Annotated in this window: 22 protein-coding genes; 6 read left to right on the top strand and 16 right to left on the bottom strand. The window is 42.0% G+C overall.

Annotation, left to right across the window (positions count from 1 at the left end; translation table 11 throughout):
- Positions 1 to 19: 19 nt before the first annotated feature.
- The 7 genes from FZ952_RS08255 to FZ952_RS08225 all read right to left on the bottom strand — a co-directional run bounded on the left by FZ952_RS08255 (position 20) and on the right by FZ952_RS08225 (position 8,394).
- Positions 20 to 1,897 (bottom strand): DUF2971 domain-containing protein, encoded by a 1,878-nt coding sequence (locus FZ952_RS08255; protein WP_148881313.1) that lies wholly within the window; start codon positions 1,895 to 1,897, stop codon positions 20 to 22.
- Between the two features lie 18 nt (positions 1,898 to 1,915).
- Positions 1,916 to 3,904, bottom strand: coding sequence for an excinuclease ABC subunit UvrB (uvrB, locus tag FZ952_RS08250; RefSeq protein ID WP_148881312.1), 1,989 nt, complete (start codon positions 3,902 to 3,904; stop codon positions 1,916 to 1,918).
- A gap of 165 nt (positions 3,905 to 4,069) precedes the next feature.
- Positions 4,070 to 5,017, bottom strand: a complete 948-nt coding sequence (locus tag FZ952_RS08245; protein WP_148881311.1) for a CPBP family intramembrane glutamic endopeptidase — start codon at positions 5,015 to 5,017, stop codon at positions 4,070 to 4,072.
- A 275-nt stretch (positions 5,018 to 5,292) separates the two neighbouring features.
- On the bottom strand, positions 5,293 to 5,889 hold the full coding sequence (locus tag FZ952_RS08240) for a hypothetical protein (RefSeq protein ID WP_148881310.1): 597 nt from the start codon (positions 5,887 to 5,889) through the stop codon (positions 5,293 to 5,295).
- Positions 5,873 to 7,759 carry a DUF3114 domain-containing protein gene (locus tag FZ952_RS08235; protein ID WP_148881309.1) on the bottom strand — a complete coding sequence of 629 codons (1,887 nt, stop codon included), beginning with the start codon at positions 7,757 to 7,759 and terminating at the stop codon, positions 5,873 to 5,875. Before FZ952_RS08235 ends, FZ952_RS08240 begins: the two co-directional genes overlap by 17 nt.
- Entirely contained in the window at positions 7,749 to 8,108 is a 360-nt protein-coding gene (locus tag FZ952_RS08230; RefSeq protein WP_148881308.1) for a flagellar hook-associated protein, read from the bottom strand. Before FZ952_RS08230 ends, FZ952_RS08235 begins: the two co-directional genes overlap by 11 nt.
- Positions 8,101 to 8,394: a TIGR04197 family type VII secretion effector gene (locus FZ952_RS08225; protein ID WP_148881307.1), complete on the bottom strand. Its 294-nt coding sequence runs from the start codon at positions 8,392 to 8,394 to the stop codon at positions 8,101 to 8,103. Before FZ952_RS08225 ends, FZ952_RS08230 begins: the two co-directional genes overlap by 8 nt.
- A gap of 188 nt (positions 8,395 to 8,582) precedes the next feature.
- Here FZ952_RS08225 and FZ952_RS08220 point away from each other — a divergent pair, with 188 nt between their 5' ends.
- The 4 genes from FZ952_RS08220 to FZ952_RS08205 all read left to right on the top strand — a co-directional run bounded on the left by FZ952_RS08220 (position 8,583) and on the right by FZ952_RS08205 (position 14,030).
- Positions 8,583 to 10,757: an ABC transporter substrate-binding protein/permease gene (locus tag FZ952_RS08220; protein ID WP_148881306.1), complete on the top strand. Its 2,175-nt coding sequence runs from the start codon at positions 8,583 to 8,585 to the stop codon at positions 10,755 to 10,757.
- A complete protein-coding gene (locus FZ952_RS08215) occupies positions 10,757 to 11,497 on the top strand; it encodes an amino acid ABC transporter ATP-binding protein (protein ID WP_148881305.1) in 741 nt (246 codons plus the stop codon). The genes FZ952_RS08220 and FZ952_RS08215 overlap by 1 nt, the downstream gene beginning before the upstream one ends.
- A 368-nt stretch (positions 11,498 to 11,865) precedes the next feature.
- A complete protein-coding gene (locus FZ952_RS08210) occupies positions 11,866 to 13,407 on the top strand; it encodes an ATP-binding cassette domain-containing protein (RefSeq protein ID WP_148881304.1) in 1,542 nt (513 codons plus the stop codon).
- Positions 13,408 to 13,664: 257 nt separating this feature from the next.
- A complete protein-coding gene (locus FZ952_RS08205; protein WP_148881303.1) occupies positions 13,665 to 14,030 on the top strand; it encodes a hypothetical protein in 366 nt (121 codons plus the stop codon).
- A 201-nt stretch (positions 14,031 to 14,231) separates the two neighbouring features.
- Here the strand turns inward: FZ952_RS08205 and FZ952_RS08200 are convergent, their stop codons facing one another.
- From FZ952_RS08200 to FZ952_RS08170, 7 genes are all read right to left on the bottom strand, one after another.
- On the bottom strand, positions 14,232 to 15,980 hold the full coding sequence (locus tag FZ952_RS08200; RefSeq protein ID WP_148881302.1) for an ABC transporter ATP-binding protein: 1,749 nt from the start codon (positions 15,978 to 15,980) through the stop codon (positions 14,232 to 14,234).
- Entirely contained in the window at positions 15,970 to 17,712 is a 1,743-nt protein-coding gene (locus tag FZ952_RS08195) for an ABC transporter ATP-binding protein (RefSeq protein WP_148881301.1), read from the bottom strand. Before FZ952_RS08195 ends, FZ952_RS08200 begins: the two co-directional genes overlap by 11 nt.
- Positions 17,713 to 17,808: 96 nt before the next feature.
- Positions 17,809 to 18,996, bottom strand: coding sequence for an MFS transporter (locus FZ952_RS08190; RefSeq protein WP_148881300.1), 1,188 nt, complete (start codon positions 18,994 to 18,996; stop codon positions 17,809 to 17,811).
- Positions 18,997 to 19,154: 158 nt separating this feature from the next.
- Entirely contained in the window at positions 19,155 to 20,501 is a 1,347-nt protein-coding gene (asnS, locus tag FZ952_RS08185; RefSeq protein WP_062198683.1) for an asparagine--tRNA ligase, read from the bottom strand.
- 19 nt (positions 20,502 to 20,520) lie between these two features.
- Positions 20,521 to 20,889 (bottom strand): VOC family protein, encoded by a 369-nt coding sequence (locus FZ952_RS08180; RefSeq protein ID WP_148881299.1) that lies wholly within the window; start codon positions 20,887 to 20,889, stop codon positions 20,521 to 20,523.
- Positions 20,890 to 20,891: 2 nt separating this feature from the next.
- Entirely contained in the window at positions 20,892 to 22,070 is a 1,179-nt protein-coding gene (locus FZ952_RS08175; RefSeq protein WP_148881298.1) for a pyridoxal phosphate-dependent aminotransferase, read from the bottom strand.
- A complete protein-coding gene (locus FZ952_RS08170; RefSeq protein ID WP_148881297.1) occupies positions 22,067 to 22,555 on the bottom strand; it encodes a DUF5590 domain-containing protein in 489 nt (162 codons plus the stop codon). The genes FZ952_RS08175 and FZ952_RS08170 overlap by 4 nt, the downstream gene beginning before the upstream one ends.
- An 85-nt stretch (positions 22,556 to 22,640) precedes the next feature.
- Here FZ952_RS08170 and FZ952_RS08165 point away from each other — a divergent pair, with 85 nt between their 5' ends.
- A complete protein-coding gene (locus tag FZ952_RS08165) occupies positions 22,641 to 23,087 on the top strand; it encodes a MarR family winged helix-turn-helix transcriptional regulator (RefSeq protein ID WP_148881296.1) in 447 nt (148 codons plus the stop codon).
- Between the two features lie 89 nt (positions 23,088 to 23,176).
- A complete protein-coding gene (locus tag FZ952_RS08160; protein ID WP_037618603.1) occupies positions 23,177 to 23,725 on the top strand; it encodes an NADPH-dependent FMN reductase in 549 nt (182 codons plus the stop codon).
- Positions 23,726 to 23,783: 58 nt separating this feature from the next.
- Here FZ952_RS08160 and FZ952_RS08155 read toward each other — a convergent pair whose 3' ends face one another.
- Together FZ952_RS08155 and FZ952_RS08150 are read right to left on the bottom strand one after the other, a co-directional pair.
- Positions 23,784 to 24,479: an LrgB family protein gene (locus FZ952_RS08155; protein WP_148881295.1), complete on the bottom strand. Its 696-nt coding sequence runs from the start codon at positions 24,477 to 24,479 to the stop codon at positions 23,784 to 23,786.
- A complete protein-coding gene (locus FZ952_RS08150) occupies positions 24,472 to 24,852 on the bottom strand; it encodes a CidA/LrgA family protein (RefSeq protein WP_148881294.1) in 381 nt (126 codons plus the stop codon). The genes FZ952_RS08155 and FZ952_RS08150 overlap by 8 nt, the downstream gene beginning before the upstream one ends.
- Between the last annotated feature and the right edge of the window lie 673 nt (positions 24,853 to 25,525).

Here is a 25,525-nt window from a genome sequence, read left to right as displayed (position 1 = left end):
TTAAAAACAGTTATTTTCTCTAACGATAAGGAATTTTCGAGCTTTCTATCTCTATATCAGGATTAGCAAGTTTGAGATAAGGAGCAATATAGTCTGCATCCGTAACCTTTGGACCTAGGATAACCTTCGAATATTTCAAAGGAGCCAGATTGATGTATACAAATAAATCATATCTACCATTATCTTTTGGGCTTAATACGATATACTTCCTAAAATCATTATAGTTAACTTTATCAAAAATTTCTAACCCAATTTCTTCTTTCTTCAAGTACTTATCATTTAATAAATCCTTATCCTTATCTTTATCTAATCTTTTATAATGATTTCCAATAAGTTTTTTTACAGAAGTATCATCTAGGTTGATTAGAATACGATACTCCATCTCATATTCATAATCTTTTACTTTAAACAGATACGAAATCTTTTTTAATTTCTCAGCAAAATCTATTAATTCTTTTTCCGCTTTAAACTCCTGCAATTTTTCAAATATCTGTTTCAAATTATCAAGAGATTTACCAACCTCTGTTTCGTCTTTATTCTCTGACATTAAATCTAAATAATGAACTTTAACAAACTCTATAGATTTATGAGCAACTATTCCTTCAAGATAAGACAGATCATATTCCAGAAAAGCCCCTTGAGATGAATCTGCATACTCCTTCCACATAGGCAAACTATCAGATACCGTGGTTAGAGAAGATATAAAGACATTAGAAGTTTGATATTTTTGGAAAAAAATATTATCTATACCCAAATAATCATATATTACTCTTCCTTCCATCGGGTCATTTAGCTGTTTAAGATTAGTTAGCCGTAAATAGGGAGATTTCACTTTAGAATCATTGTCATTCTTCCAGTCAGCTTTTATGAGGAAATTTGTTAGAGTATCAATCTTAGTATAATGTCCAAAGGAACCAATTTCTTTCAACTCATTTGCATCAACAGTCAATTTAGAACGTATATAGTATATAATCTTATCTGCTTGCTCTAAAAGTTGATTAGGTTCCAATGACAGGATAAATTCTGAATCACTTTTCTCATTTAAATAATCATTATCATACTTCTCAATTAACTTAATAGCTTGGTTGCGGATGATATCCGAATCATTTTCTTCTGCTATCTTTCGAACAACATCAATCGAATTTGTAATTATGTCATCAAAGTGTCTTAACACAAAATCCAAATATTTCCCAGCAAGAACAGATTGAGGATCGTTGATATAATGACCACTAATTGTTTCGAGATGCTCAATTTTAAAAATAGATACAAACTCATCTAATAAAAAATAGAAAAAATCAGCGTAATTAAATAATTCAAAATCAGCGTAATTAAATAATTCAAAATCAAAATTTTTATATACAACGTCAATAAACTCTTGTAAGTTCTTTTTTAAATTTACTGTTTTTGCATTATCAAATCTTGTAAATATAAACACACAAGAAAAAACCGATAACAGATCATAGATAACGCTAGGGTTCGTGTCAACTTCTTTAATATTCTCCGTAGTTACTTTATGACATAAGTATAAAAAGAAACTATTATTATCAATGAATATTGCATAATCTTCATAATCATGTGCTCTTAGAATGTAAGAACATAAAATATCTAAATATGATCTAATTGCAAAATTTGAAACTTTTAAAAAATGACTTACAAAGAACCTATTGAAAAACTCTAGTAACTTTTTTTCTGTAGATTTATCAATTTGTGTTTCAAATTCCTCGCAAATATCAAGAACATATTCAACATATTTTAATTGTTCTTTTTCAGATAATTCTAAATATTGATTTATAAAGTTTCCAAGTTCATACTCCAGTTCTTTTTCATCCAAGGAATCAAAATGATTCACTAATTCAAATTTACTAAATCTACCTGTAAAATAATTTAACTCTTCCATTTTATCTCCTTCTAAAACCTAATCCATCGCCTTTATTTCCAAAATCATATCTCGAATCTGCGCCGCCAGTTCGAAGTCCAGAAGTCCAGCAGCTTCTTGCATTTGGCCTTCCAGTTTCTTCATCATGTCCTTGCGTTCTTGTTTGTTGAGGCTTTCGATTTCGACAGTTTCTTCCTTGTCTGGCAGGGCAGCCTTGGTCACACTGATTAGGTCACGGATTTCTTTCTTGATGGTCTGCGGTACAATGCCATGCTCTTCATTATATGCCATCTGGATTGCCCGACGGCGGGCCGTTTCATCGATAGCTCGCTGCATGGACTGGGTCATTGCGTCCGCATACATGATCACATGCCCCTCGCTGTTTCGAGCTGCCCGTCCGATGGTTTGGATCAGACCACGTTCATTGCGGAGGAAACCTTCCTTATCCGCATCAAGGATTGCTACCAGACTAACCTCAGGCACGTCGATTCCCTCGCGCAGCAGGTTAATCCCAACCAGAACGTCAAAGACACCCAAGCGCAAGTCGCGGATAATCTCAGTCCGTTCCAAGGTCTTGATGTCTGAGTGCATGTACTTGACCTTGACACCCATTTCCTTGAAATAGTCGGTCAGGTCTTCCGCCATCTTCTTGGTCAGGGTTGTGATAAAGGTACGTTCATTCTTTTCAACACGGGCATTGATTTCACCTAAGAGATCATCAATCTGCCCCATGGTTGGGCGGACTTCCACCTCTGGATCCAGAAGCCCAGTCGGCCGGATAATCTGCTCAATAACAGTGTCCGTCTGTTCATTTTCATAGTCACCCGGCGTAGCCGATACATAGATAATCTGGTGAACATGGCTTTCAAATTCTTCTCGGCGCAGCGGACGGTTGTCCAAGGCAGATGGCAGGCGGAAACCATAATTAACCAGCATCTCCTTACGAGAGCGGTCACCATTGTACATACCGCGAATCTGTCCCATGGTCATGTGACTCTCATCAATCATAATCAAGAAGTCATCAGGGAAAAAGTCCAGAAGGGTATAAGGAGGCTCTCCTTCGCTTCGACCATCCATGTGGCGTGAGTAGTTTTCAACACCATTCGTATAGCCCATTTCGCGCAGCATTTCGATATCGTACTCCGTGCGCTGCTTCAAGCGCTGGGCTTCCAGAAGCTTGCCTTCCTTCTCAAAGATAGCTAGCTGCTCCTCCAGCTCCGCCTGAATCTTGGCAATGGCTACTTCCATGTGGTCTTCATTGGTCACGAAGTGAGTGGCCGGGAAGATGGCCAAATGGTCCACCTCACCCAAGACTCGGCCTGTCAAGGCTTCAACCTCACGAATCCGGTCAATCTCGTCTCCGAAAAACTCCACCCGAAAGGCATGCTCATCCCGAGAAGCAGGGAAAATCTCCACCACATCACCACGAACGCGGAATTTCCCCCGCTGAAAGTCAATGTCATTGCGCTCAAACTGGATATCTACTAGGTCATTAAGGAGCTTGTCACGGGAAATTTCAAGGCCTGGACGCAGGCTAACCACACTGTCAGAGTATTCCTTGGGCGAACCCAGACCGTAGATACAAGAGACCGAAGCCACGACAATTACGTCATTGCGCTCCAAGAGGGCAGAAGTCGCTGAGTGACGGAGCTTATCAATCTCGTCATTGACCGAGCTATCCTTTTCGATATAAGTATCGCTGGAAGGCACATAGGCCTCAGGCTGGTAGTAATCATAGTAGGAAACGAAGTATTCCACCGCGTTATTAGGGAAGAACTCCTTGAACTCTCCATAAAGCTGGCCGGCCAGCGTTTTATTATGGGCAATAACCAAAGTTGGCTTGTTGACCTGAGCGATAACCTGACTCATGGTATAGGTCTTACCAGTACCAGTCGCCCCCATGAGAATCTGGGCCTTCTCGCCCCCCTCGATATTGTCCACCAGCTGTTCGATAGCCTGAGGCTGGTCACCTGAAGGCTCATACTTGGAAACCAATTCAAATTTATTATCTGTTATTCTGTTAATCATCTTTTATTCCTCAACTTTTGCTTCTATCATTTTACCATATTTGCCCTATTTTCTCTGGATTTGGCTCTAGCTTAGGAATCCGCTTCTCTACTATAAATTACCTATTGCCATTCATCTCGATAATCAGCATAAAAAACGCCCAGCTTACTTAACTGAGCGAAATTTTTATTTTTTAAACATTAGTGCCTGAGGCAGGCGATTTTCTTTTTTCAGTGACCAGTAAAGATAGACAATGCAGCCAATCAAAACGATACTGGTAATAACAGAGCCTTCTGCGCCAAAGGCACCGCCAGAAAGCCAGTCCATAGAAGATTGGGAAGTGTAGTTGAAGACAGAGGCAATAGCTCCTTGACCACTGACCTGGATGCCATAGATATTTCCTTGGACAAAGTTCCAAGCTCCATGCATGCCAGCCAATACCCACATGTTGTCATACTTGAGCATAAGGAAACAAGCAAAGATACCATCCAAAACAATATTAACAATGGAAAGGACTGTCACACCAGGATTAAAAAGGTGCAATGCCCCGAATAGAGCACTAGAAATCAAGATACCAATGAAGATATTTGACTTAGCGCTAACTGCTGGAAAGAGCCAGCCACGAGTAACCAACTCCTCCGCTCCCCCTTGAAGGATCCAAAAAGGAATCAAAGCAAGGATAAAGAGAAATGGTTCTAAGCTAAGCTGTGACCATTCTAGGCTTCCCGTACCCGTTAGCAATAGCAAAGCGACGACGAGCGAAAACTGTGCTGCCCCAATCAGGAAGCCTCTGCCCAGCTCTTTCAGCCATCCTCTCTTAAAGAAGCCCAGACTGGAAAAAGGTCTCTTTTCTCCAAACTTGACCCAGAAAAAAACAACTAGACCAATAAAGAAAAAACTACCCAGCTGAAAAAAGATACCATAATGTCCGACCACTTCCATAACTGCCGTCCGATCAGCTGCTGGATTTGCAAGACCAAGCAAGATCCCGATGATCAGCCCGACCGGAATCATTCCAGCCAATGCAATTATTTCTCCTAAATAGACAAAACCGATCGCAAGTAAAACTGCCAACCAAATGGCCGGTATATAGCGAGACAGTTTAATATTGTCCAACATACGCGATTTAAACATAAACATGTTCCTTCCTTTTTTAAATTATCATATATATTATTGTAGAAGAGTCAAAAAGAGAAGCATCTTTTATAGCTGCCTGATTAGGATTTGAAAATTTTTATCCTATAAATCAAAGCCCTTGCCACAATCCTCACCTCTGTTTTTTATAAACTTGGTTTTTTGAACAAACGCAATCAAACATGATCTTCATTTTTCTTGCCAAGTTTCAATTATCTAATCCTCTTCATCTTATTCTTCATTGATTCTTTGGTATGAAAAAATAGAAAAACCTATCAATCCCCTTCGTTTTCTCTAGCAATCTCTTCAATGTTGGCTATTTCTTCGTCTAATCGTTTATCAAACTCTGCCTTATTCTTGAAGGGATAAGAATAAGTCCGCCAAGTGTACCACTTAAGCCCTTCCTCGCCTTTGTAATACCATTCTATCTTGGTTGGCAGAAATTCTTTGTTGTATGTGATGCGCACCTTTGAAAACTGATCTTCTTCCCTGTAGAAGTATTGTAACTCAAATTCGGGTGGATATTTTTCTTTTAATAAGGATTTATTCACCAGCGATTCAGGTGAGCGAGTAATTTGATAGTTTGATTTTTTTATTTCATCAGTTGCAAAATTCGAATTTAAGAGTGCCGAAGAGAACTCAAAGTTTTTCATTCTTATAAAAAATTCTGTTGCATTACTGTTATTAGCTCCTCCGTAAATAGAATTATCTTTTATAGCAGCCTGATTAGGATTAAAATATTTTTTATCATATAGATCAAAGCCTTTGCCATAATGATCACCTTTACTTTTTATAAACTTGGGATTTTGAACTAATACAAAGCGTTTCTGTTCAAGAACTTCTCGAGCATTATTATTAGTGGTCCCAACCATAGTCCTTACTATTAGAATAATCGCTATAACCAGGAGTAGCACCAAGCTTATTCGCATACTCTTTATATTTATCATACTCTGCCACTTTTTCATCTTCGGACATGCTCTTTGTTCTTTCTCGCCAAGCTTCATAATCTTTGTGTCCTCCTCCTTTTACAATATCTGCATACTGGCCGCCCTTTTTACCCAAATCTCCTTCAGATTTGAAGATATTCTTGGCTTTTTGCCTGAGTTCAGAGTCTGCCGGCTGTGTAACATCCAATCTATTATGTTGACCGGCATAAATTCCTTTGACTGCGTCATTATTCCCTTTTGATGGACCGTAGTTAAAGGATTCCGTGTTAGCAATTTCATGCAATTCATCATGAATATAATGTTCTGGATTGGAATCGTATCTACCATCAGGCAATTTATGCTGATCATAGGCATCCCACTGAGTCTCAAATTCTCCTGTTTCGAGATTCACAATAAATTCGACCATCCGAGCATTATTTAAATCTTTTTTTGAACGAACTGTGTTTTCTTTAGGAACTTGAACTTTCATATTGTAAGGACGTCTAAAAACATCTGTATCTTTATCATAACGATTGTGATAGTTAGCTCCCGTTGTATAATCAAAGGTAATACCTTGCTCTTCGCCATACGTCAAAAGTTTTTCATAATCGCTAGCTCCCTCATAGTTATTTCGAATATAGTAAATTGCTTGACGATCCAGATAATAGCGGAAAAGGTGAATCTGCTGACCTAACCCAGATTTATCGTCCTTCAGCGATTTATCCTTAAAAGTCAAAATTACATCTTTTCTAAAATACATCAAAAAATCTCCATGAGGCGCCATTTTATCAGAAAATTTATGAGTAGCACTAGTTAAATGCATGAAATTATGTTCATCTACTTCAGCCCCTAAATGCTTAAGTACTAACTTTAACTTCTGTCTGGAATCCAGTTCACTCGCTACATACACAGTCGTATAGACATCTGAGCCCACTTCCTTGGTCTGAGCATAGAGTTCGTCACGTTTATTGTAGAACTCTTGGCCCGTCTGAAGTTTTGCTGTGCTTGATTTAACCTGAGTGACATAACTTTTTACCGCGGCGTCATCCCAGCCATCATCCTTCTGTAACTGTTCAGTCTGCTGACGTAAGACTGTGATATAAGAGTTGTATTCCTTCCATGACAGATTGTATGGTCGCTCAATCTGATATTTCTTAGCAAAATCACGATTTTCTTTTAGTTCTCCCGCTACTGTCGTCCACGATAAATCCGCAGGAATACTATAGGTCCCTGTATTAGCATCCCAAGAGCTAGCTAGCTGCCCCACACCAGTATCAATCGCTTGCGCCAAAGCAGCAATATCTCCAAATATTTCAGGAGAACTAGCATTAAAAGCTCTGAGTTTATCCAACTTTTCCTGAAGCTCTTTTCGAGCTGCAGTATAGGTGTCGTTCAGTTTCTGCAGTCCCTGTAGCCGTTGAAAACTACCCGGACTAGTGGACTTACTTGTCACAATGGCATCTAGCAAATCTAGATTAGCTGCAAGAAGCTGATCATAACGCTGAATATCCTCTACCAGTTTATCCTCTTGCAAATCCTCATCCGCAACTTGTGTACGATACTCCTTTGGAAGAGACTGCACATCTATCTGAGTCGCTTCAGATAAGGCTATTCCTGCTTCCTTTAAAGGGACAATGACATCGCTGATAAAAGCTCTAAAAGAATCATAAGCTTTACCAGATAAGGAGGATGCAGAATTCTCCGCTTGTTCCAGAGCCTTCCCCAATTCTTTATAGCACTCCAACTGGTTTTTAGTCATATTTGTTGTACTCTCGGCCTGGGCATCTAAACTTCCGCAATAAACTTCAATTCCCATCTTCTTCATCCTCCATTTGGTTGATTCTGATACCCTCGTGATAGAAATCATTTAAATCATCTTCTAACTTCCACTTTTGAAGATTCACTTTATCCAAATCATCTAAGAAGCTTTCAGAAATCATACGTGACTCATAGAATGCCACTGACTGCAACTGCTCAAAAAAGATTCTGGAAGAAGGATAGGTCTCGAAAGAATCCCAGAGCTGAGTTTGTGCATCTGAACAATACCTTTCAAAATCCTCTATTTGATTCTCCAGCAACCTTTTTTCCTCCAGCAGGCTTTCCTCCTGTCGAAACAGCCGTGCTTCCTCTTTTCTCAGCTCATTGAGCTTCTGCTCCTTATTCACGGTTTAAGCTCTCCATCAGCTGAAATCTACCGACACTGGCCTCATCCACAGCTTGAAATTCCTCTGCAACGCTTTGGATATTGGTGCAAACTGATTGAATAGCAACAGAAATATCCTTAGCTTTGCTTTGAGAAAGATCTATTGCATGATGTGCAGAATCATTTCCTAAAAGTTTAGTTTGCTCATCTTTATAAGCACCTACAACAATGGCGAGTGCTTCTCCCCCAGTTTTCAAAACAGTCGCTATTTGTTGGGCAATCAAAATATCACTTTTAATTTCCTTCATATAAATTTCCTTCAAATCTACAAGTGTGTCTCAATTCTAGCATATTATCCAAGCAAAGTAAAACAGCGCTTAACATTGGCACTATTTTTGATATGTGTTAGAAAATATAACATGGAATTCAAAAAATATTTGCCTTTCTCAAATTTTTCTGATATAATCAGACAATATTCTACCAAAGGAGAGAAAGTATGAAGAAAAAACTCATAGCTTTTCTGCTAGCATTATTCCCTATCTTTGTATTAGGGACAACAATTCATGCAGATACAATCAAAATCGTATCTGACACGGCTTATGCGCCTTTTGAATTTAAAGATTCCGACCAAACATACAAAGGAATTGATGTAGACATTATCAATAAGGTCGCTGAAATCAAAGGATGGGATATCAATATGTCCTTCCCTGGCTTTGATGCTGCTGTTAATGCGGTCCAAGCGGGACAGGCCGACGTCATTATGGCAGGTATGACCAAGACTGCTGAACGCGAAAAAGTCTTTACCATGTCTGATACATATTATGACACAAAAGTTGTCATTGCAACGACCAAGGCTAATACAATAAAATCCTATGATCAACTCCAAGGAAAAACAGTCGGAGTCAAAAACGGTACAGCTGCCCAGCGTTTTCTTGAGAAAATCAAAGATAAGTATGGTTTTACGATCAAAACATTTGATACGGGTGATCTCATGTATAATAGTCTGTCAGCTGGAGCGGTTGACGCAGTCATGGATGACCAACCCGTTATTGAATACGCAATCAGCCAAGGTCAAGATTTGAAAATTTCAATGAAGGGTGAGGCTGTTGGTAGCTTTGCATTTGGTGTCAAAAAAGGCAGCAAATACGAATACCTAGTGACTGAGTTCAACGAAGCATTGGCTCAAATGAAAAAAGATGGGACATTGAAAGACATCATCAGCAAATGGACTTCTGCCTCAAACAGTTCGTCAAACTCTGCAGTGCCAGAAACAACAACCAAATCTGGACAAAAAGCCACCCCAGTCAAAGCTAAATATACGATTTCCAGTGACTCATCATTTGCTCCTTTCGTTTTCCAAAATGATAGCAACCATTACACTGGTATTGACATGGACTTGATTAAAGCCATTGCTGAAGACCAAGGTTTTACACTTGAAATTTCTAACCCTGGCTTTGATGCTGCCATCAATGCTGTTCAATCTGGCCAAACTGACGGGATGATTGCCGGAATGTCTGTGACAGATGCTCGTAAAGAGACCTTTGATTTCTCTGATCCTTACTACACAGCTAACTCCATTCTTGCTGTGACAGAATCAAGCACTATTAGCTCTTATGACGACTTGAAAGGAAAGACCGTTGGAGTCAAAAATGGTACAGCCTCTCAAACCTTCCTCGTCGAAAATCAAAGCAAATACGGCTATAAAATCAAAACTTTTTCAGACGGTTCTTCGATGTATGATAGTCTGAACTCTGGCTCTGTCGCTGCCATTATGGACGATGAGCCCGTTGTCAAATATGCCATCAACCAAGGCAAGAAAATGAAAACGCCAATTAAAGGAACTCCTAGTGGTGAAGTTGCTTTTGCAGTGAAAAAAGGAACCAATTCTGAGCTTATCGAAATGTTCAATAACGGTCTGGCCAATCTGAAAGCGAATGGTAAATACCAAGAAATCCTTGATAAATATCTATCAGCTGACAAAGATGATTCTACGACCGTTGACGAAACAACCATCTGGGGACTACTCCAAAACAATTACAAACAACTTTTGAGCGGTCTGGGTGTCACTATCGCTCTGGCACTTCTTTCTTTTGCAATTGCCATGGTCATCGGGATTATCTTTGGGATGTTTAGCGTCAGCCCAATCAAAGCGCTTCGCATTATTTCAGAAATTTTTGTCGATGTTATTCGTGGTATCCCACTCATGATTCTGGCAGCCTTCATTTTCTGGGGAATTCCAAACTTCCTTGAGTCTATGACTGGTCAGCAAAGTCCAATTAACGACTTTGTCGCAGGGACGATTGCCCTGTCACTCAATGCCGGTGCCTATATCGCTGAGATTGTTCGCGGAGGGATTCAAGCTGTTCCAGCTGGACAGATGGAAGCTAGCCGAAGTCTAGGGATTTCGTATGGAAAGACCATGCGCAAGATTATCCTGCCTCAAGCAACCAAAATTATGCTGCCAAACTTTGTCAACCAGTTCGTTATCGCCCTCAAAGATACAACTATCGTGTCGGCTATCGGACTTGTTGAGCTCTTCCAAACAGGTAAAATCATCATTGCCCGTAACTATCAGAGCTTCAAGATGTATGCCATCCTAGCAGTGCTTTACTTGGTCATCATCACACTCTTGACTCGCTTGGCAAAACGCTTAGAAAAGAGGATTAAGTAATGGCAAAATTAAAAATTGATGTCAACGATTTACATAAATACTATGGGGAAAATGAAGTCCTGAAAGGGATTAGTGCTAAGTTCTACGAGGGAGATGTTGTCTGTATCATCGGTCCTTCTGGCTCGGGTAAATCAACTTTCCTACGCAGCCTGAACCTGCTTGAAGAAGTAACCAGCGGAACCATTACTGTTAACGGTTATGATTTGACAGATAAGACTACGAATGTGGATCATGTGCGTGAAGATATCGGAATGGTCTTCCAGCACTTCAACCTCTTCCCACACATGACTGTTCTGCAAAATATCACCTTTGCACCAGTTGAGCACAAGCGAATGAGCCAAGCTGAGGCAAATAAACTTGGTATGGAGCTCTTGGAAAAGGTAGGCTTGGCGGACAAGGCTGATGCCAAACCTGACAGCTTGTCAGGGGGACAAAAACAGCGGGTGGCTATCGCTCGAGGATTGGCTATGAACCCGGACATTATGCTCTTTGACGAGCCGACTTCTGCCCTTGACCCTGAAATGGTTGGCGACGTTCTCAACGTTATGAAAGATCTGGCTCAGCAGGGCATGACCATGCTGATTGTGACTCACGAAATGGGCTTTGCCCGTCAGGTCGCTAATCGCGTCATCTTTACCGCTGACGGTGAATTTCTAGAAGACGGCAAACCAGATCAAATCTTCGATAACCCTCAGCATCCACGTCTCAAGGACTTCTTGGACAAGGTGCTCAATGTATAAATGTGACAAATCCTGAAAGTGTTTTTCAGGATTTTTATTGACTTATATTGCCCTTTTTGCTAGACTAAAGATAGAACGATTTCGGAGGTACACGGAGACATGAAAAATTAAGTCTATTTTTTAAAGGAAACTTTATTTAGTAGATTTTGTCATGTTTCTGCATATCCGCGGGACTTTCGTTTTTTTGTGCTTTCAAGCTCCTATGGCTTATATTTAGATCAATCCTGTCGCTCCTATGACAGTGTAAGATGGAAGTCTACAAACGAATGCCCCTACTTGGACACTCCTGTGTCTTCTTTGTGCGATCAAAACGGCTCTGCTAAATAAAGCAGGGCTGTATTTTGTTTTAAAAAATAAAGGAGATATCTATGCTACAAATAAGAAATCTAACCATCACTCACCTAAAAGACTTGAAGGAGTTAGTCAAAGATTTGTCACTGACAGTCAATCAAGGAGACAAGGTCGGCATTATCGGTGAGGAGGGTAATGGCAAGTCCACCCTGCTCAAGCTCCTGTTAGACGAGCGACTGGTCAGTTCCTATGTCAGCTACAGCGGACAGATTGATAAGTCCTATACTGCTGCTGTTTATCTGCCCCAGCAACTGCCTTCAGAGGATGCCCAACTGACGATCAATGACTATTTCTTTGCTGATTTTGAAACCGAGCTGGACTATGCCAAGCTCTACCGCTATGCTAGCGAGCTCAACTTTGACAGCCAGCGTTTTGCCAGTCATCAGCAGCTCTCTAGCTTATCTGGAGGAGAAAAGCTTAAAGTTCAGCTTATCAAGAAACTAGCCAGTGATTGGGACATTCTCTTTCTTGACGAGCCCTCTAATGACCTTGATATCGAAACTCTGACTTGGCTGGAAAACTTTATCAGCCACAGCCAGAGAACGGTCCTTTTCGTCTCTCACGACGAGCACTTTCTCGCTCAAGCTGCGACCAAGATTGTTCATCTGGAGCGAATCAAAAAGAAACAGGAGGCTAGAACCAGCGTCAAGAGTCTGGACTATGAAAATTACCGCCATCAGCGTCAGGAGGCCTTTGAAAAACAGGGGCAACTGGCACGGAAAGAGCGGGAAGAACACGCCAAAACTATGGAAAAACACCGACGGGTTAAGCAGAGTGTGGAGCATACTTTACGAAACACCCATGACGCTACTGCAGGTCGACTGGTGGCTAAGAAGATGAAAAACGTTCTTTCGCAGGGCAAACGATTCGAAAAGGCAGGTGCTGAAATGACCGAAATCCCGACACAGGAAGATGCCATCAGCCTTCACTTCTCAAACATAGAAGCTCTGCCATTGACCAAAAGAATCCTAAAATTAGAAGGCATAAAACTGGAAGTAGACGGACGACAACTGGCGCAGAACCTGACTCTGGAAGTCTGCGGTCAGGAAAAAATTGGACTGATTGGTGCTAATGGCGCAGGAAAATCTACTCTACTTAAGGAAATATGGAAGATTCTGCGTGAGCGGGCAGATCTGAGGGTAGGCTACATGCCCCAGCATTATGGAGACTTGCTGACTGATGTGAGCAGTCCTTTGGACTTTCTGGCTCCCTCTGGCGACAAGGCTCAGGAAGAGAAAATCCTGACGCATCTAGCCAGTCTCCAGTTCACGCGCGACGAGGCCCGTCACCCGATTGGGCAGCTTTCCGGAGGTCAGAAAGCCAAGCTCCTCCTGCTCAAACTAGTCCTAGACCGTCCCAATGTCCTCCTTCTGGACGAGCCAACCCGCAACTTTTCTCCCATCTCTCAGCCCCAGGTTCGCCAACTATTGGCCAGCTATCCCGGCGCCATTATCGCTGTCTCCCACGATCGGATCTTTCTCAAAGAAGTCTGCCAGAAGATTTACCGACTGACGGAGGCTGGGTTGGAAGAGGTGGAACTAAACCTATCCTTGAACTAAAATCTATGATTAAATGACTTTTATATTATTTTTAGAATCACTTATTTATTTAAGTTTCTTTCCTTGCATTTCAAAAAAAAAGAAGTACAATATTAATGGAAGGACTATCGCTTAACTAGAGATAGAAAGGAAAAAATTAGGAAACTATATCTCTCTGGCTTAATGCGTCAGAACTAACCGATATATCTTTTCGTATTTTACACTACACTAATAACTACGACTCGATACATCATAGAAAACAGATAAGGAGACTCAGCATGCTCAAGAAATTCACTACATGTGCTTTTATCGTTACACTAATTTCTTCTGTCCTTATCGGGAGCAATATTATATCTGCAAATGATAAAGGCGAGGATATCCAAGCGAAACCACCAACTCTAGAGATAATGGTAAAACAAGCTTCTAAAGATCCTACTCTCTTGGAAACATTAAATCAATTTTCAGACCAGGATACTATCATTGCCTATCCTGAAAACATGGGTGGCGGGTTTTCTGTTAAATCTGCAGATACTAGCGAACCTCTAGTCGGAGAAATTCTTGATACTACAGGCAACAAAGTCGTTTATAGAGACGCGCAATCTGTCACCATTGCCCAAGTAAAAGAAGCGATTCAAAACAAGTAGTAAACTAAATTTATCTTTTATAAATATAACCGGCCTATTATTAAATAGGTCGGTTATTTGACTCTCCAATTCTTATTAATGATTCGTCTTACTTTCCTATACAAAGAAATTATCTTATAGCCTTTAAAAATCTTACAAAGATCAGCTATCTGAAAGATATTTACAGTCTTCATCTGAAAAGGTTAATTGAATTTTTCAAAATCAACTATTAATCGTACTTTGCGCCGTCTGCATTTGGTAATAAATACCTCTGGCTGTCATGAGCTCCTGATGATTCCCATGTTCGACGATATCACCATCTACCATGACAAGAATGATGTCAGCATTTTGAATTGTGGACAGGCGATGGGCGATGATAAAGCTAGTCCGTCCCACCATAAGCTTACTGAAAGCCTCCTGAATCAAAACTTCTGTCCGGGTATCAATGGAGGAGGTTGCCTCATCTAAGATTAGGATTTTAGGAACAGCGAGGAAAACGCGCGCAATGGTCAAGAGCTGCCGCTGACCTTGAGACAAGGAGTCCCCTGCATCCGCCAGGTAGGTGTCATACCCCTGAGGCAGTTGCTGGATAAAGAAATGAGCATTGGCCGCCTTGGCAGCTGCAATGACCTCTTCTCGGCTAGCATCTGGCCGGCCAAAAGCTATGTTGTCATGAATGGTCGCCGTTTTGAGCCAAGTCTCTTGCAGTACCATACCGAACTGCTGACGATAAGAGGCTCTGGTGTAATGCGTGATGGGAGTACCGTCTAAAGAAATAAGGCCACTATCAACATTGTAAAAGCGCATGAGGAGATTGATTAAAGTAGACTTGCCCGCACCAGTTGGCCCGACAATTGCGACCTTGCTAGCTGCTGGAATCCTTATATTCAAATCCTGAATCAGCTCTTTTCCAGGCTCATAGCCAAAAGCCACATGCTCAAAGTTAATCTGTCCTTTGACATCTTCAGACTGGAGGATTTCCTGACCAGACTCTGCTATTTCCTCTTGGTCTAAAATGCTGTAAATCCGCTCCGCGCAAGCCAAAGCGCTCTGCAATTCCGACATGACTGACGATATATCATTGAAAGGCTTGGTGTACTGGTTGACATAGTTGAGAAAGGTTACCAGTTGCCCAACCGTAAAGCCTGTTCCCTGAATGATTCGGACAGCCCCAAAGCCTACAATCAAAGCATAAATCAGGGCATTGATAAAACGAGTCGAAGGATTGACCGTTGATGAATAGAAAATAGCCGCCTGAGAATAGTCCGCATAAGTTTGATTGCTGCGAGTAAAAGCTGTATCAAACTGCTCCTGAGCATTAAAAGCCTGTATCAGACTTTCCTGGGTCAGACTTTCCTCAATCAGCTGGGTCTGTGCCCCTCTAGCCTGCGTCTGCCGTTGGAAAAAGCTAAAACTCTTTCTAGCAATAAAACGCGCTAAGAAGAGAGAAAGGGGCGTCAAAAGCAAGACCAAAAGCAGGAGAAAGAAGTCCAATCTGGCCATGCTAATGATAGTCACTAAAATTGTCAGCAAACCCACAAAAAATTGATTAAAAACCATAAGTAGGCCATTGCTGAGTTGCTCCAAGTCCGTCGTCACCCGACTAACCAAGTCGCCAGTTCCCTGCCGATCCAGATAAGCCAAAGGCAGATAGTGTACTTTCTTGATAACGTCTTGACGGAGCTGCTGGCTATAGCGATAAACCAGCTGATTATAGAGCAAGGGATTGAGCCATTGAATCAGCGTATTGGCTAAGATAACCAACAGCATCTGACCCAAAATCGGCATCACATGCTGCTCCGCTTGAGGGAGAAGAACACTATCTACCGCATTCCCGATTAAAACTGGAAGAAGAACAGTCAGAGCCACTTGAGCCACCGTTCCCAGACTAGCTAGGAGAAAGAGCCAGCGCGCCTGCAGCAAATCGCGAATCAAACGCCTCAAGCTGCTAGGTGATGTCTTATGCTTCATGCTTGCCCTCCTCTCCTTGACTATGCTGTGAGTGATGGATTTCTCGGTAAATGGCAGAGCTAGTTAAGAGTTCCTCGTGGCGACCAAGAGCCACCTGTTCTCCCTTGTCTAGGACTAAAATTTGATCCGCTGAGCGCAAGCTATTGGTCCGCTGAGAGATCAAGACCAGACTAGTCTCAGTCAATTCATTCTTAATAGCCTGCAAGAGTCTAGCCTCTGTCAGATAGTCCAGAGCTGAGGTCGCATCATCTAAAACCAAGAAAGGTGTCCTCCGCAAGACAGCTCTGGCAATGGTTAAACGCTGACGCTGACCGCCAGAAAAATTCCGACCAAAGGCCTCTACAGTCGCATCCAAGCCACCTTCCTTCTGAGAGACAAAGTCCGCCGCCTGAGTAATCTCTATAGCCTGCCACAAGTCTGCATCTGTTGGCTTGGTTGACAATCCTAAAGTCAGATTGGAGCGAACAGTTCCCTGAAAAAGCTCCGCTTTCTGAGGCACCAGACTAATCCAAGACCGCCATTCTCTGAGATTTTTAGGACTGCGTCCTTGGGAAAAGATGGTCAACTGACCAGCAGCCACAGAATAAAGATGAGCCAGCAGCTGAACCAGGGTAGATTTACCAGATCCTGTCCCGCCAATAACCCCCAAAGTCTGACCGCTTTTCAAATCAAAAGTCAGACCAGTCAGGGCTGGACTAGCTGCATTTGGATAAGAAAAGCTGACCTGCTGAACTTTAATAGCTTGATTCGGCAGAGCTGTTTCCTGCACTAATTCCTGCAGGATATCTTCTTCTTTCTGTTCAAAAACCTGACTGATACGACCTGCACTGATATAGCTTTGATTGAGTGAGTTGACCAGCATAGCCAGCTTGAGCAATTCCACCAAAATCTGTAATAAATAATTAACCAAGGCCACTAGCATCCCCTGGGTCAGTAAACCATTGCCGATAAAAGCATTTCCCTGCCAAATCACAGCAATCAGAGTACCATTGACCGTAAGAAAGGTCAGAGGGCTAATCAGACTAGCAAGAGCTCCCGTCCTAATTTGCCAGGTTTTGTAGAGCTCATTGCGATTGCGAAAGGTCTGAACCTCGCGCTGGGTCTGACCGAAAGCTCGTATAACCCGCATGCCCTGCAGCTGCTCACGCGTCAGATTGACTAGCTGATCTGTCAGCTGGCGAATTTTGGCATAGAGAGGATTCATCAGACGAGACATAAGGACGATAATAGCCGTCAACACCGCCACCATGAGCAAGAACCACAAAGTAATAACCGGACTGATAGTAAGGGCCATGATGATAGAGCCAAAAACGATGATAGGCGCCCGCAAAAAGAGACGAAGAAATTGATTGATTCCCGTCTGGATCTGATAGGTGTCGCTGGTCAGCCGAGTCACCAAGCTAGAAGTCGTCAGCTCATCCCGACTAGCCTTGGGCAAGCGCAGAATCTTTTGATAGAGGTCACTTGTCATCTGGCGGGTGAAGCCCACTGCTGCCTTTGACGAATAATATTGGGCCACTACTGCTACCACCACGCCCAGCGCAGCCAAACCCATCAAAAGAAAAACCATCCAGTGGAGATGGGAGCTGTCGTGTCTAGGAATAGTCTCATCCACAATCCCCGCAATCAAAATCGGAACCAACAGTTCAAAACTGGCCTCCAAAAGCTTGAACAAGGGCCCGAGCAAAGATTCCCTGATATAGCCCTTGAAATATTTCAATAAATCTTTCATACCGCCTACTTCTCCATTAAACTGTATTTATTTTACCATAATTTTCAAAGGGTAAAAAATATTCTCCTTCTGAATATCAGAAAGAGAACATTGATATTAGACTTCTTGTAAGCTCTGGCTTATTTTCTTTAGCCCCATATGCAAAAATGGAGTTACAGCAAATAAGAAGCCGCCCAAAACTATAAAAGTCCAATCGAAACCAAAGTGATCGATCAACCAGCCCGTCACAGGGAAGATGACAATCATACTCAGGCTGAACATCATAGAATAGACACTAAGCATGGTCGCCCGTACTTCACTTGGCAGCTGCTTTTGTAAATCGTTGTCAAAAATCGGCTGGAAAAGAGCATACAAGGCGTTGCTGATTAGATAAATCAAGATATAGATGATTGGCGTGCCAAAGTAGGACAGCAGGTAAGTCACTCCAGTTAGAAGAACTACTGAAGGAAAGAGTTTTAAGGCAGAATATTTCTTTCCAATCACACTCGCCAGATAGACCGCTAAGATATTCAAAGTACTGCCAAGCAGCATGACTGCCGAGATCTGCCAACCTTTTAAGTCAGGTAATTGATTTTGATAATAAAAATAAAACATACACATCAGTGTTCCGATGATTTGGGAAAGAATCATCCAGGTAAATAGACTGGGATTTCTTTGCAATTCCTCTTTGACAGCCCAGATAATCTTTTTCATGGTCAGACGTTCTGCTTTCTCTGCTTTGACACTTGGCTCCTTCAACATCCAAGTCAAGAAAAGAACGATGATAGAGGTGCCAATCATGATATAGTAGGTCAGATGCAATTGTCCATGGACAAAAAATCCAGCCCAGACCGTTCCCAAAGACCGGGTCGCTTCAGCCACTCCAGATATAAAACTGGAGATGGATAAGTAACGTTCCTTGAGTCCAGCCTCCACAGATGAATCATAGATCATAGCAGCGCTTGTTCCCGAATCAAAATTATAGGACCAAGCACTAATCACCATAGCCAGTGCATAAATCCAAAAATTGCCCTGCCCAGCTAACATAAGAATCGAAGACACAATCCCAGCTATCCGGCTCAGATACAGATTGGTCTTGTAGGAAAAGCGATCCGCCAACATCCCAGAAGGAATTTCACAAATGACGCTAGTCGCATGAAAGATACTTTCCAAAAGGCCAATCTGCCAAAGGGACATGCCATTTTGACTTAGAAATAAAATCCAAAAACTAGTAATGCCTAGAAAGGCAAAAAATTCAACTCCGGCCATAAGACCGATATTTTTCCGATAACTTCTTTTAAACATATTTTCTCCTTTAACAAGTGTTTTTTTTTACTTTTATTCTTTATCACTTGTTAATCTGCTGGTTACATGACTCCTACCTCTTCTTTCTCTAAAATTCTGTATTTGGATTATTTCATAGTTTACTGTTGAACAAACGCCACATGGGCGTTTGATTCGTTTTACGGTTTAATACGGTGTAACATACGTGGGAATGGGATGGCTTCACGGATATGCTTGGTCCCTGCTACAAAGGTTACCATACGCTCGATACCGATACCGAAGCCACCGTGCGGAACTGTTCCATACTTACGAAGATCAAGGTAGAATTCATATTCTGTCGTATCCATACCAAGGTCATTCATTTTAGCAACAAGAGCATCGTAGTCTTCCTCACGCATAGAACCACCGATGATTTCGCCATAGCCTTCTGGTGCAAGCAAGTCTGCACAAAGCACGCGATCTGGATTTCCAGGAACTGGTTTCATGTAGAAAGCCTTGATAGCTGCTGGATAATTCACGACAAAGGTTGGTACACCGAAGTGGTTTGAAATCCATGTTTCATGCGGTGAACCGAAGTCATCTCCATGTTCCAGATGCTCATAGTCAGCATCCTCATCATTTTCATGGGCTTGCAAGAGGTCAATCGCTTCATCATAGCTAACACGCTTGAAAGGCTCTGCAATATAGCGTTTCAAAAGTTCTACATCACGTTCCAGCGTTTCCAAAGCTTGAGGAGCACGGTCAAGAACACCTTGAATCAAGGCTTTAACATAAGCTTCTTGCAAGTCAAGTGACTCATCATGCGTCAAGTATGAATACTCTGCATCCATCATCCAGAACTCCGTCAAATGACGACGGGTTTTTGATTTTTCGGCACGGAATACAGGACCAAAGTCAAAGACACGACCAAGAGCCATGGCACCTGCTTCCAGATAAAGCTGACCAGATTGGCTCAAGTATGCTGGTGTTCCGAAGTAGTCTGTTTCAAAGAGCTCAGTTGAGTCTTCTGCTGCATTTCCTGACAAGATTGGGCTGTCAAACTTCATAAAGCCATTCTTGTCAAAGAATTCATAAGTAGCATAGATAATGGCATTGCGGATTTGCATCATTGCCACCTGCTTACGAGAACGCAGCCACAAGTGACGGTTGTCCATGAGGAAGTCAGTCCCGTGTTCTTTTGGTGTAATGGGATAGTCATTTGACTCACCAATTACTTCGATGTCTGTAATATCCAGCTCGTAGCCAAATTTTGAACGCTCGTCTTCCTTGACAATACCTGTCACATAAACAGAAGTTTCTTGGCTCAAGCGTTTGATAATATCAAACTTTTCCAATCCTTCTTCTTCACCAAATTTTTCAATGAAGTTAGGCTTGAAGGCTACACCTTGGAAAAAGGCAGAACCGTCGCGCAACTGCAAGAAAGCAATTTTCCCTTTTCCTGACTTGTTGGCTACCCAAGCACCAATCGTTACTTCTTCACCAACATGATTTTTTACATCAATAATCGTTACATACTTTTTCGACACGTGTTCTCTCTTTTCTATTTTATTTTTTATGATAAACAGCCTCAATGTTGTTCCCGTCTGGGTCTATCACAAAGGCCGCATAGTATCCCACATGGTAATTTTTACGTTCGCCAGGTGCACCATTATCCTTTCCTCCAGCAGCCAAAGCTGCTTGATAGAAAGCATCTACTTCTTGACAAGTTTGAGCACTAAAGGCAAAATGCATCGGCTCTTGTTGACCAACATTTAGCCAAAAATCACCACCTGGATCCGCATCTCGCGGTTCTGTGAAACTAACGACCTGTCCCGTATCAAATCGAAGGTGATAATTTAAAGGAGTTAAAGTGGCTTGATAGAAAGCTTTAGAAACTTCTAAATTCTTTACCTTAAGGGTAAAATGATCGATCATTCCTACTTCTCCATAAAATCCTTGAGACGTTGAACCGCTTCTTTTAGGGTATCCATGTCAGTCGCATAGCTAAGGCGGACATTTTCTGGCGCACCAAATCCGTCTCCTGTCACTAGAGCCACACCTACTTCTTCTAAAATCGCTGTGGTAAAGGCTGTCACATCGGTATAGCCTTTCATTTCCATCGCTTTTTTAACATTCGGGAAGAGATAGAAGGCTCCCTGAGGCTTAACTACTTCAAAGCCAGGCACTTGAGCCAGCAAGGGGTAAATGGTATTCAGGCGTTCTTCAAAGGCCAATCTCATATTTTCGACCGTATCCTGACTGCCCGTCAATGCTTCAATTGCCGCATATTGAGCTACAGCTGTCGGATTAGAAGTCGTTTGCCCTGCAACCTTGCTCATGGCTGAGATAATCTCAGGCTCACCTACAGCATAGCCAATCCGCCAGCCCGTCATAGAGTAGCTTTTAGAGACACCGTTGATAACGACTGTTTGCTTGCGGATCTCCTCTGACAGACTGGAAATCGGCGTAAATTTATTACCATTATAGACTAAACGACCATAAATATCGTCAGCTAAGATCAGGATGTCATGCTCAACAGACCAGTTTCCGATAGCTAGCAGCTCTTCTGCTGTATAAATCATACCAGTCGGATTGGACGGCGAGTTCAGAACCAAGACCTTGGTCTTCTCAGTGCGGACGGCTTCCAGCTGGGCAACTGTCACCTTAAAGTTGTTTTCCTCTGTCGCTTGAGCAAAAACAGGCTTTCCTTCAGCCATCAAAATCTGATCGGCATAGCTGACCCAATAAGGAGTTGGAATGATGACTTCATCATCTGGATCAATCACACTCATAAAGAAAGTATAGAGGGAGAATTTGGCGCCCGTTGCTACTGTCACTTGATTTGGCTGAATCTCATAGCCATAGTATTTGGCAAAATACTTTACAATTGCTGCTTTCAGCTCAGGAAGACCGCTTGCGACCGTATAAAAACTCGCTCTGCCATCTTCAATCGCTGCAATCGCTGCCTGTTGGATATTTTTAGGAGTTGGAAAATCTGGCTCTCCCAAGGTCAAAGAAAGGATGTCCCTGCCTTCAGCCTTTAAAGCTTTAGCCCGTGCGGCGGCTGCCAAGGTCACACTTTCTTCCATATTTAAAACACGATTGGATAGTTTCATAGTCCCTCCTTGCTGAGCAAACTTTTGCTCTCAAATCCGATATTGTAATAGCTGGTTCCAGACTTAATTTCCCAAACAGGCTGGCCGTCTAAGTAACCAAAAGTGGTCTTATCAATAGAGGTCGCTCCATTATCCTTGGCCAGCTTCTCCGCCTCCGCCTGACTAATCCCATCTTGCAATTGATACACATAAATTTTGTTAGAATCTTGGGAAATCAGAACGGCTTCTTCCACTTTTTTACTATTTTTTCCAAGCAAGCTATAGTAGGACTCTTTGCCATTGTAAATAGAAAAACTAGTTAGCGTTTCCAAGTCCGCATATTCCTTAGCGACTTTTATAGATCCCTCCATCGCTGACCGCCTCGGTTCCATAGCAAGATGCAAAACTGTAAAAAATGAAAAAACAAGCGCCGTTAGGACAAGAAAAAGCCCGATAGCATACTGCCGAATAGGAAATTCAGCCTTTTCTTTAATTTTATGTTTCACTGAATCATTATACTACAAATAGCCTGATTTTTCTAGGACTTTTATCACATTTGCATTTATTACTCCTTATTGATAAAATGAGCCTATGAGAATAACTGAAAACCTAGACAACGAGACTCTACTTGACCTCAAGACAATTATCGTGCTCCATAAGGCTGAGCGAACCATCCGTAATATCGAAGCTCAAATTTTTAAAAAACACAACTTGACTCCGACCCAATTTTCCGTTTTGGAAACCTTATATAGCAAAGGAAAATTGCGGATTCAAGATTTGATTGACAGCATGCTGACTACTTCGGGCAATATGACGGTCGTCATCAAAAACATGGAAAGAGATGGTTGGATTAGTCGCAGCTACGATCCCAATGACCGCCGTTCCTTTCTCATCCAACTCACCGAGCAAGGTCAGAAAAAAATCGAGATCGTCCTACCAGAACACATCGCCAATATCCGACACATGACTGCCCTCCTCTCCAAAAACGACAAAGAAGATTTGGTACGGATTCTAAAAACTTTCAAAAAGCTGAGCTAAATTATTGCTAACTAGTGATAATTGTTGTAACATAGATTGTAACAAGAGTTCATCCTCTTGATTTGAATCATTTACAAGGAGACTCATCTATGTCTAAAGTATTATTTATTATCGGCTCACTTCGTCAAGGTTCATTCAATCATCAGTTGGCAGCACAAGCAGAAAAGGCTCTGGCTGGTACGGCTGAGGTTTCCTATCTGGACTACAAGGATGTTCCATTCTTTAACCAAGACCTCGAAGTCCCAGCACCAGCAGCCGTTGCTAAGGTTCGTGAAGAAATCCTTGCAGCCGATGCTATCTGGATCTTCTCACCTGTCTACAACTGGGCTATCCCAGGCGTTGTGAAAAACTTGCTCGACTGGACTTCACGCGCTCTTGATTTGTCAGACCCAACCGGCCCTTCTGCCCTCAATGCCAAGCTTGTGACCGTTTCATCCGTTGCTAATGGCACTTCACCTGATGAAGTCTTCAAACACTACCGCAGCCTGCTTCCATTTATTCGCATGAATGTGGTAGACCAATTTACTGGTGTCGGTATCAATCCAGAAGCTTGGGGAACTGGTCAACTGACTATCGCAGAAGACAAGCTTGATGAGCTGTCTGCCCAAGCAGATGCCCTACTAGCAGCCATGAACTAAGATAAAATGAAAAACATGAAGCAAGATTTCACAAGAAAGACTGCTCCATGTTTTTTTCTTATTTTAAAATGATGGCTGCGACGATTGGACTGACAATCACATACATAATTCCTGTCACTCCGATTGCAAGGCCGGCCATAGCTCCTGCAACTCGCCCATATTTAAAAGCTGTTCCGGTACCAACTGCGTGACCCGTACCACCTAGAGCTAGGCCAATCGCTACTGGATCCTTAATTTTTAGTAGTTTAAGAATAGTCGGCCCCATGACACTTGTCAAAATACCTGTTGCCACAACAACAACCAGAGTGACGGTTGTCAAGCCCTGCATTTTATCAGTAATGCCCACTGCCATCGCTGTCGTGACAGATTTTGGAAATAGGGAAATCGCTAAAAAGAAGTCCATCCCAAAGAATTTCGCAAGCAGAGCCGTAAAAGTCGTATTGACCACTACAGCCACAAAGGTACCTAGCAGGATACTGCGAGCGTGGTGCTTCATCAAGTGGAAGGTCTTATAAAGCGGAATTCCCAAAGCAACCGTTGATGGAACGATTAAGTTGTTTAAATAGGCTCCACCGACATAGTAGTCCTTATAAGAAATACCTGTTAATTTCAAGAAAGCAATGACCAAAATCGCTGCTAAAAGGAGAGGTGTTGTCAAAGGATGAGGAAATCTACGGAAAATCAGCATCCCAATGAGGTAGGCAAAAATGGACAAGGCAAGGCCAAATAGCGGGTTACTCCATAGATTAGACATGGTCCACCCCTCCTTCCTCATAATCGCCTTCAAAATGCTGCTTGATGAATTGTACAACAAGTGCAATGACGACCACATTTAAGACAATAGCTCCGAGGATAATCAAGATAATCGGCAGCAGATAAGGGGCAATCACATGAAACTTATCCATAATCCCTACAGCCGGAGGCAGAAAAAGAATGGTCATATTGGCTAACAGAAAGTTGCCAACCATACTGACATGTCGGAGCCGCAACAGCTTAAATTGCAGAGAAAGAAAAAGCAAGATCAATCCTATAATACTGCCAGGAATGGGAAGATGGAAGACACTTGATATCCCCTCTCCGATGATGGAAATCGAGAAAATAATCATCAACTGGACATATAACTTCATGCAGAACCTCCAAAACTTTCTATGTACAGTTTACTCCTTTTCAGAAATATTTCAAGGCTTTTCCCAAATAAAAAAGATGGAAACGAATCCATCTAATCTTTAGCATGACAAACTGCCTCTACATCATTTCCATTCGGATCTAGGATAAAGGCTGCGTAATATGGCTGATGCTAATGCTCAGGAATGCCTGGTACCCCCTTGTCTTATGTACCTGCTGGCAGACCAGCCTGTAAAAGCATCTAGTTGTGTTCTACTAGCCACATTAAAAGCAAGATGATTGACTTCAGACTTGTCCCCTGACTGAGCCAAAAGTCCCTGCGAACGCTGTTCTTAGCTCTGCAAAAGGAACAGCTTGAGACATATTAAATTCAAACTCATCAGCTAAAGGAGCCAATCTCTACTAGCAAAATATTTTACCGGCCTGTAACTCTTTGACTCCAATCCGCAAATGGACAATCTTCCGTTACCCTTCTATCAAAAAAAGGCTCTATAATTTCTGTAGTGGGTAAATCCACCGCAGGGATTATGGAGCCTATTTTGTTGTAGAAAAAAAGTCCCATAAGACCTATAATGAAAAGCAACGAAACCATCATTAGAAAGAATCTTATGGAACAATTAAATTTTATCACAAACCTACTCGAAATTAAAGACAAAAATATCATCATTCTAGATT

Origin of the sequence: Streptococcus sp. Marseille-P7376 (genome assembly GCF_902460385.1) — a bacterium.
GTDB classification, from domain to species: Bacteria; Bacillota; Bacilli; order Lactobacillales; family Streptococcaceae; genus Streptococcus; species Streptococcus sinensis.
Note: the sequence above shows the minus strand (reverse complement) of the source record. Positions and strands in the feature narration are given on the sequence as shown.

Excerpts from the sequence above, each read along its gene's own strand:
- FZ952_RS08225 (WP_148881307.1), bottom strand. The coding sequence starts at position 8,394 with ATGAAGGAAATTAAAAGTGATATTTTGATTGCCCAACAAATAGCGACT.
- FZ952_RS08220 (WP_148881306.1), top strand. The coding sequence starts at position 8,583 with ATGAAGAAAAAACTCATAGCTTTTCTGCTAGCATTATTCCCTATCTTT.
- FZ952_RS08205 (WP_148881303.1), top strand. The coding sequence starts at position 13,665 with ATGCTCAAGAAATTCACTACATGTGCTTTTATCGTTACACTAATTTCT.
- FZ952_RS08155 (WP_148881295.1), bottom strand. The coding sequence starts at position 24,479 with ATGTCTAATCTATGGAGTAACCCGCTATTTGGCCTTGCCTTGTCCATT.
- FZ952_RS08165 (WP_148881296.1), top strand. The coding sequence starts at position 22,641 with ATGAGAATAACTGAAAACCTAGACAACGAGACTCTACTTGACCTCAAG.
- FZ952_RS08195 (WP_148881301.1), bottom strand. The coding sequence starts at position 17,712 with ATGAAAGATTTATTGAAATATTTCAAGGGCTATATCAGGGAATCTTTG.
- uvrB (WP_148881312.1), bottom strand. The coding sequence starts at position 3,904 with ATGATTAACAGAATAACAGATAATAAATTTGAATTGGTTTCCAAGTAT.
- FZ952_RS08175 (WP_148881298.1), bottom strand. The coding sequence starts at position 22,070 with ATGAAACTATCCAATCGTGTTTTAAATATGGAAGAAAGTGTGACCTTG.
- FZ952_RS08210 (WP_148881304.1), top strand. The coding sequence starts at position 11,866 with ATGCTACAAATAAGAAATCTAACCATCACTCACCTAAAAGACTTGAAG.
- FZ952_RS08235 (WP_148881309.1), bottom strand. The coding sequence starts at position 7,759 with ATGGGAATTGAAGTTTATTGCGGAAGTTTAGATGCCCAGGCCGAGAGT.
- FZ952_RS08200 (WP_148881302.1), bottom strand. The coding sequence starts at position 15,980 with ATGAAGCATAAGACATCACCTAGCAGCTTGAGGCGTTTGATTCGCGAT.
- FZ952_RS08245 (WP_148881311.1), bottom strand. The coding sequence starts at position 5,017 with ATGTTTAAATCGCGTATGTTGGACAATATTAAACTGTCTCGCTATATA.
- FZ952_RS08150 (WP_148881294.1), bottom strand. The coding sequence starts at position 24,852 with ATGAAGTTATATGTCCAGTTGATGATTATTTTCTCGATTTCCATCATC.
- FZ952_RS08240 (WP_148881310.1), bottom strand. The coding sequence starts at position 5,889 with ATGGTTGGGACCACTAATAATAATGCTCGAGAAGTTCTTGAACAGAAA.
- FZ952_RS08190 (WP_148881300.1), bottom strand. The coding sequence starts at position 18,996 with ATGTTTAAAAGAAGTTATCGGAAAAATATCGGTCTTATGGCCGGAGTT.
- FZ952_RS08255 (WP_148881313.1), bottom strand. The coding sequence starts at position 1,897 with ATGGAAGAGTTAAATTATTTTACAGGTAGATTTAGTAAATTTGAATTA.
- FZ952_RS08215 (WP_148881305.1), top strand. The coding sequence starts at position 10,757 with ATGGCAAAATTAAAAATTGATGTCAACGATTTACATAAATACTATGGG.
- FZ952_RS08160 (WP_037618603.1), top strand. The coding sequence starts at position 23,177 with ATGTCTAAAGTATTATTTATTATCGGCTCACTTCGTCAAGGTTCATTC.
- FZ952_RS08180 (WP_148881299.1), bottom strand. The coding sequence starts at position 20,889 with ATGATCGATCATTTTACCCTTAAGGTAAAGAATTTAGAAGTTTCTAAA.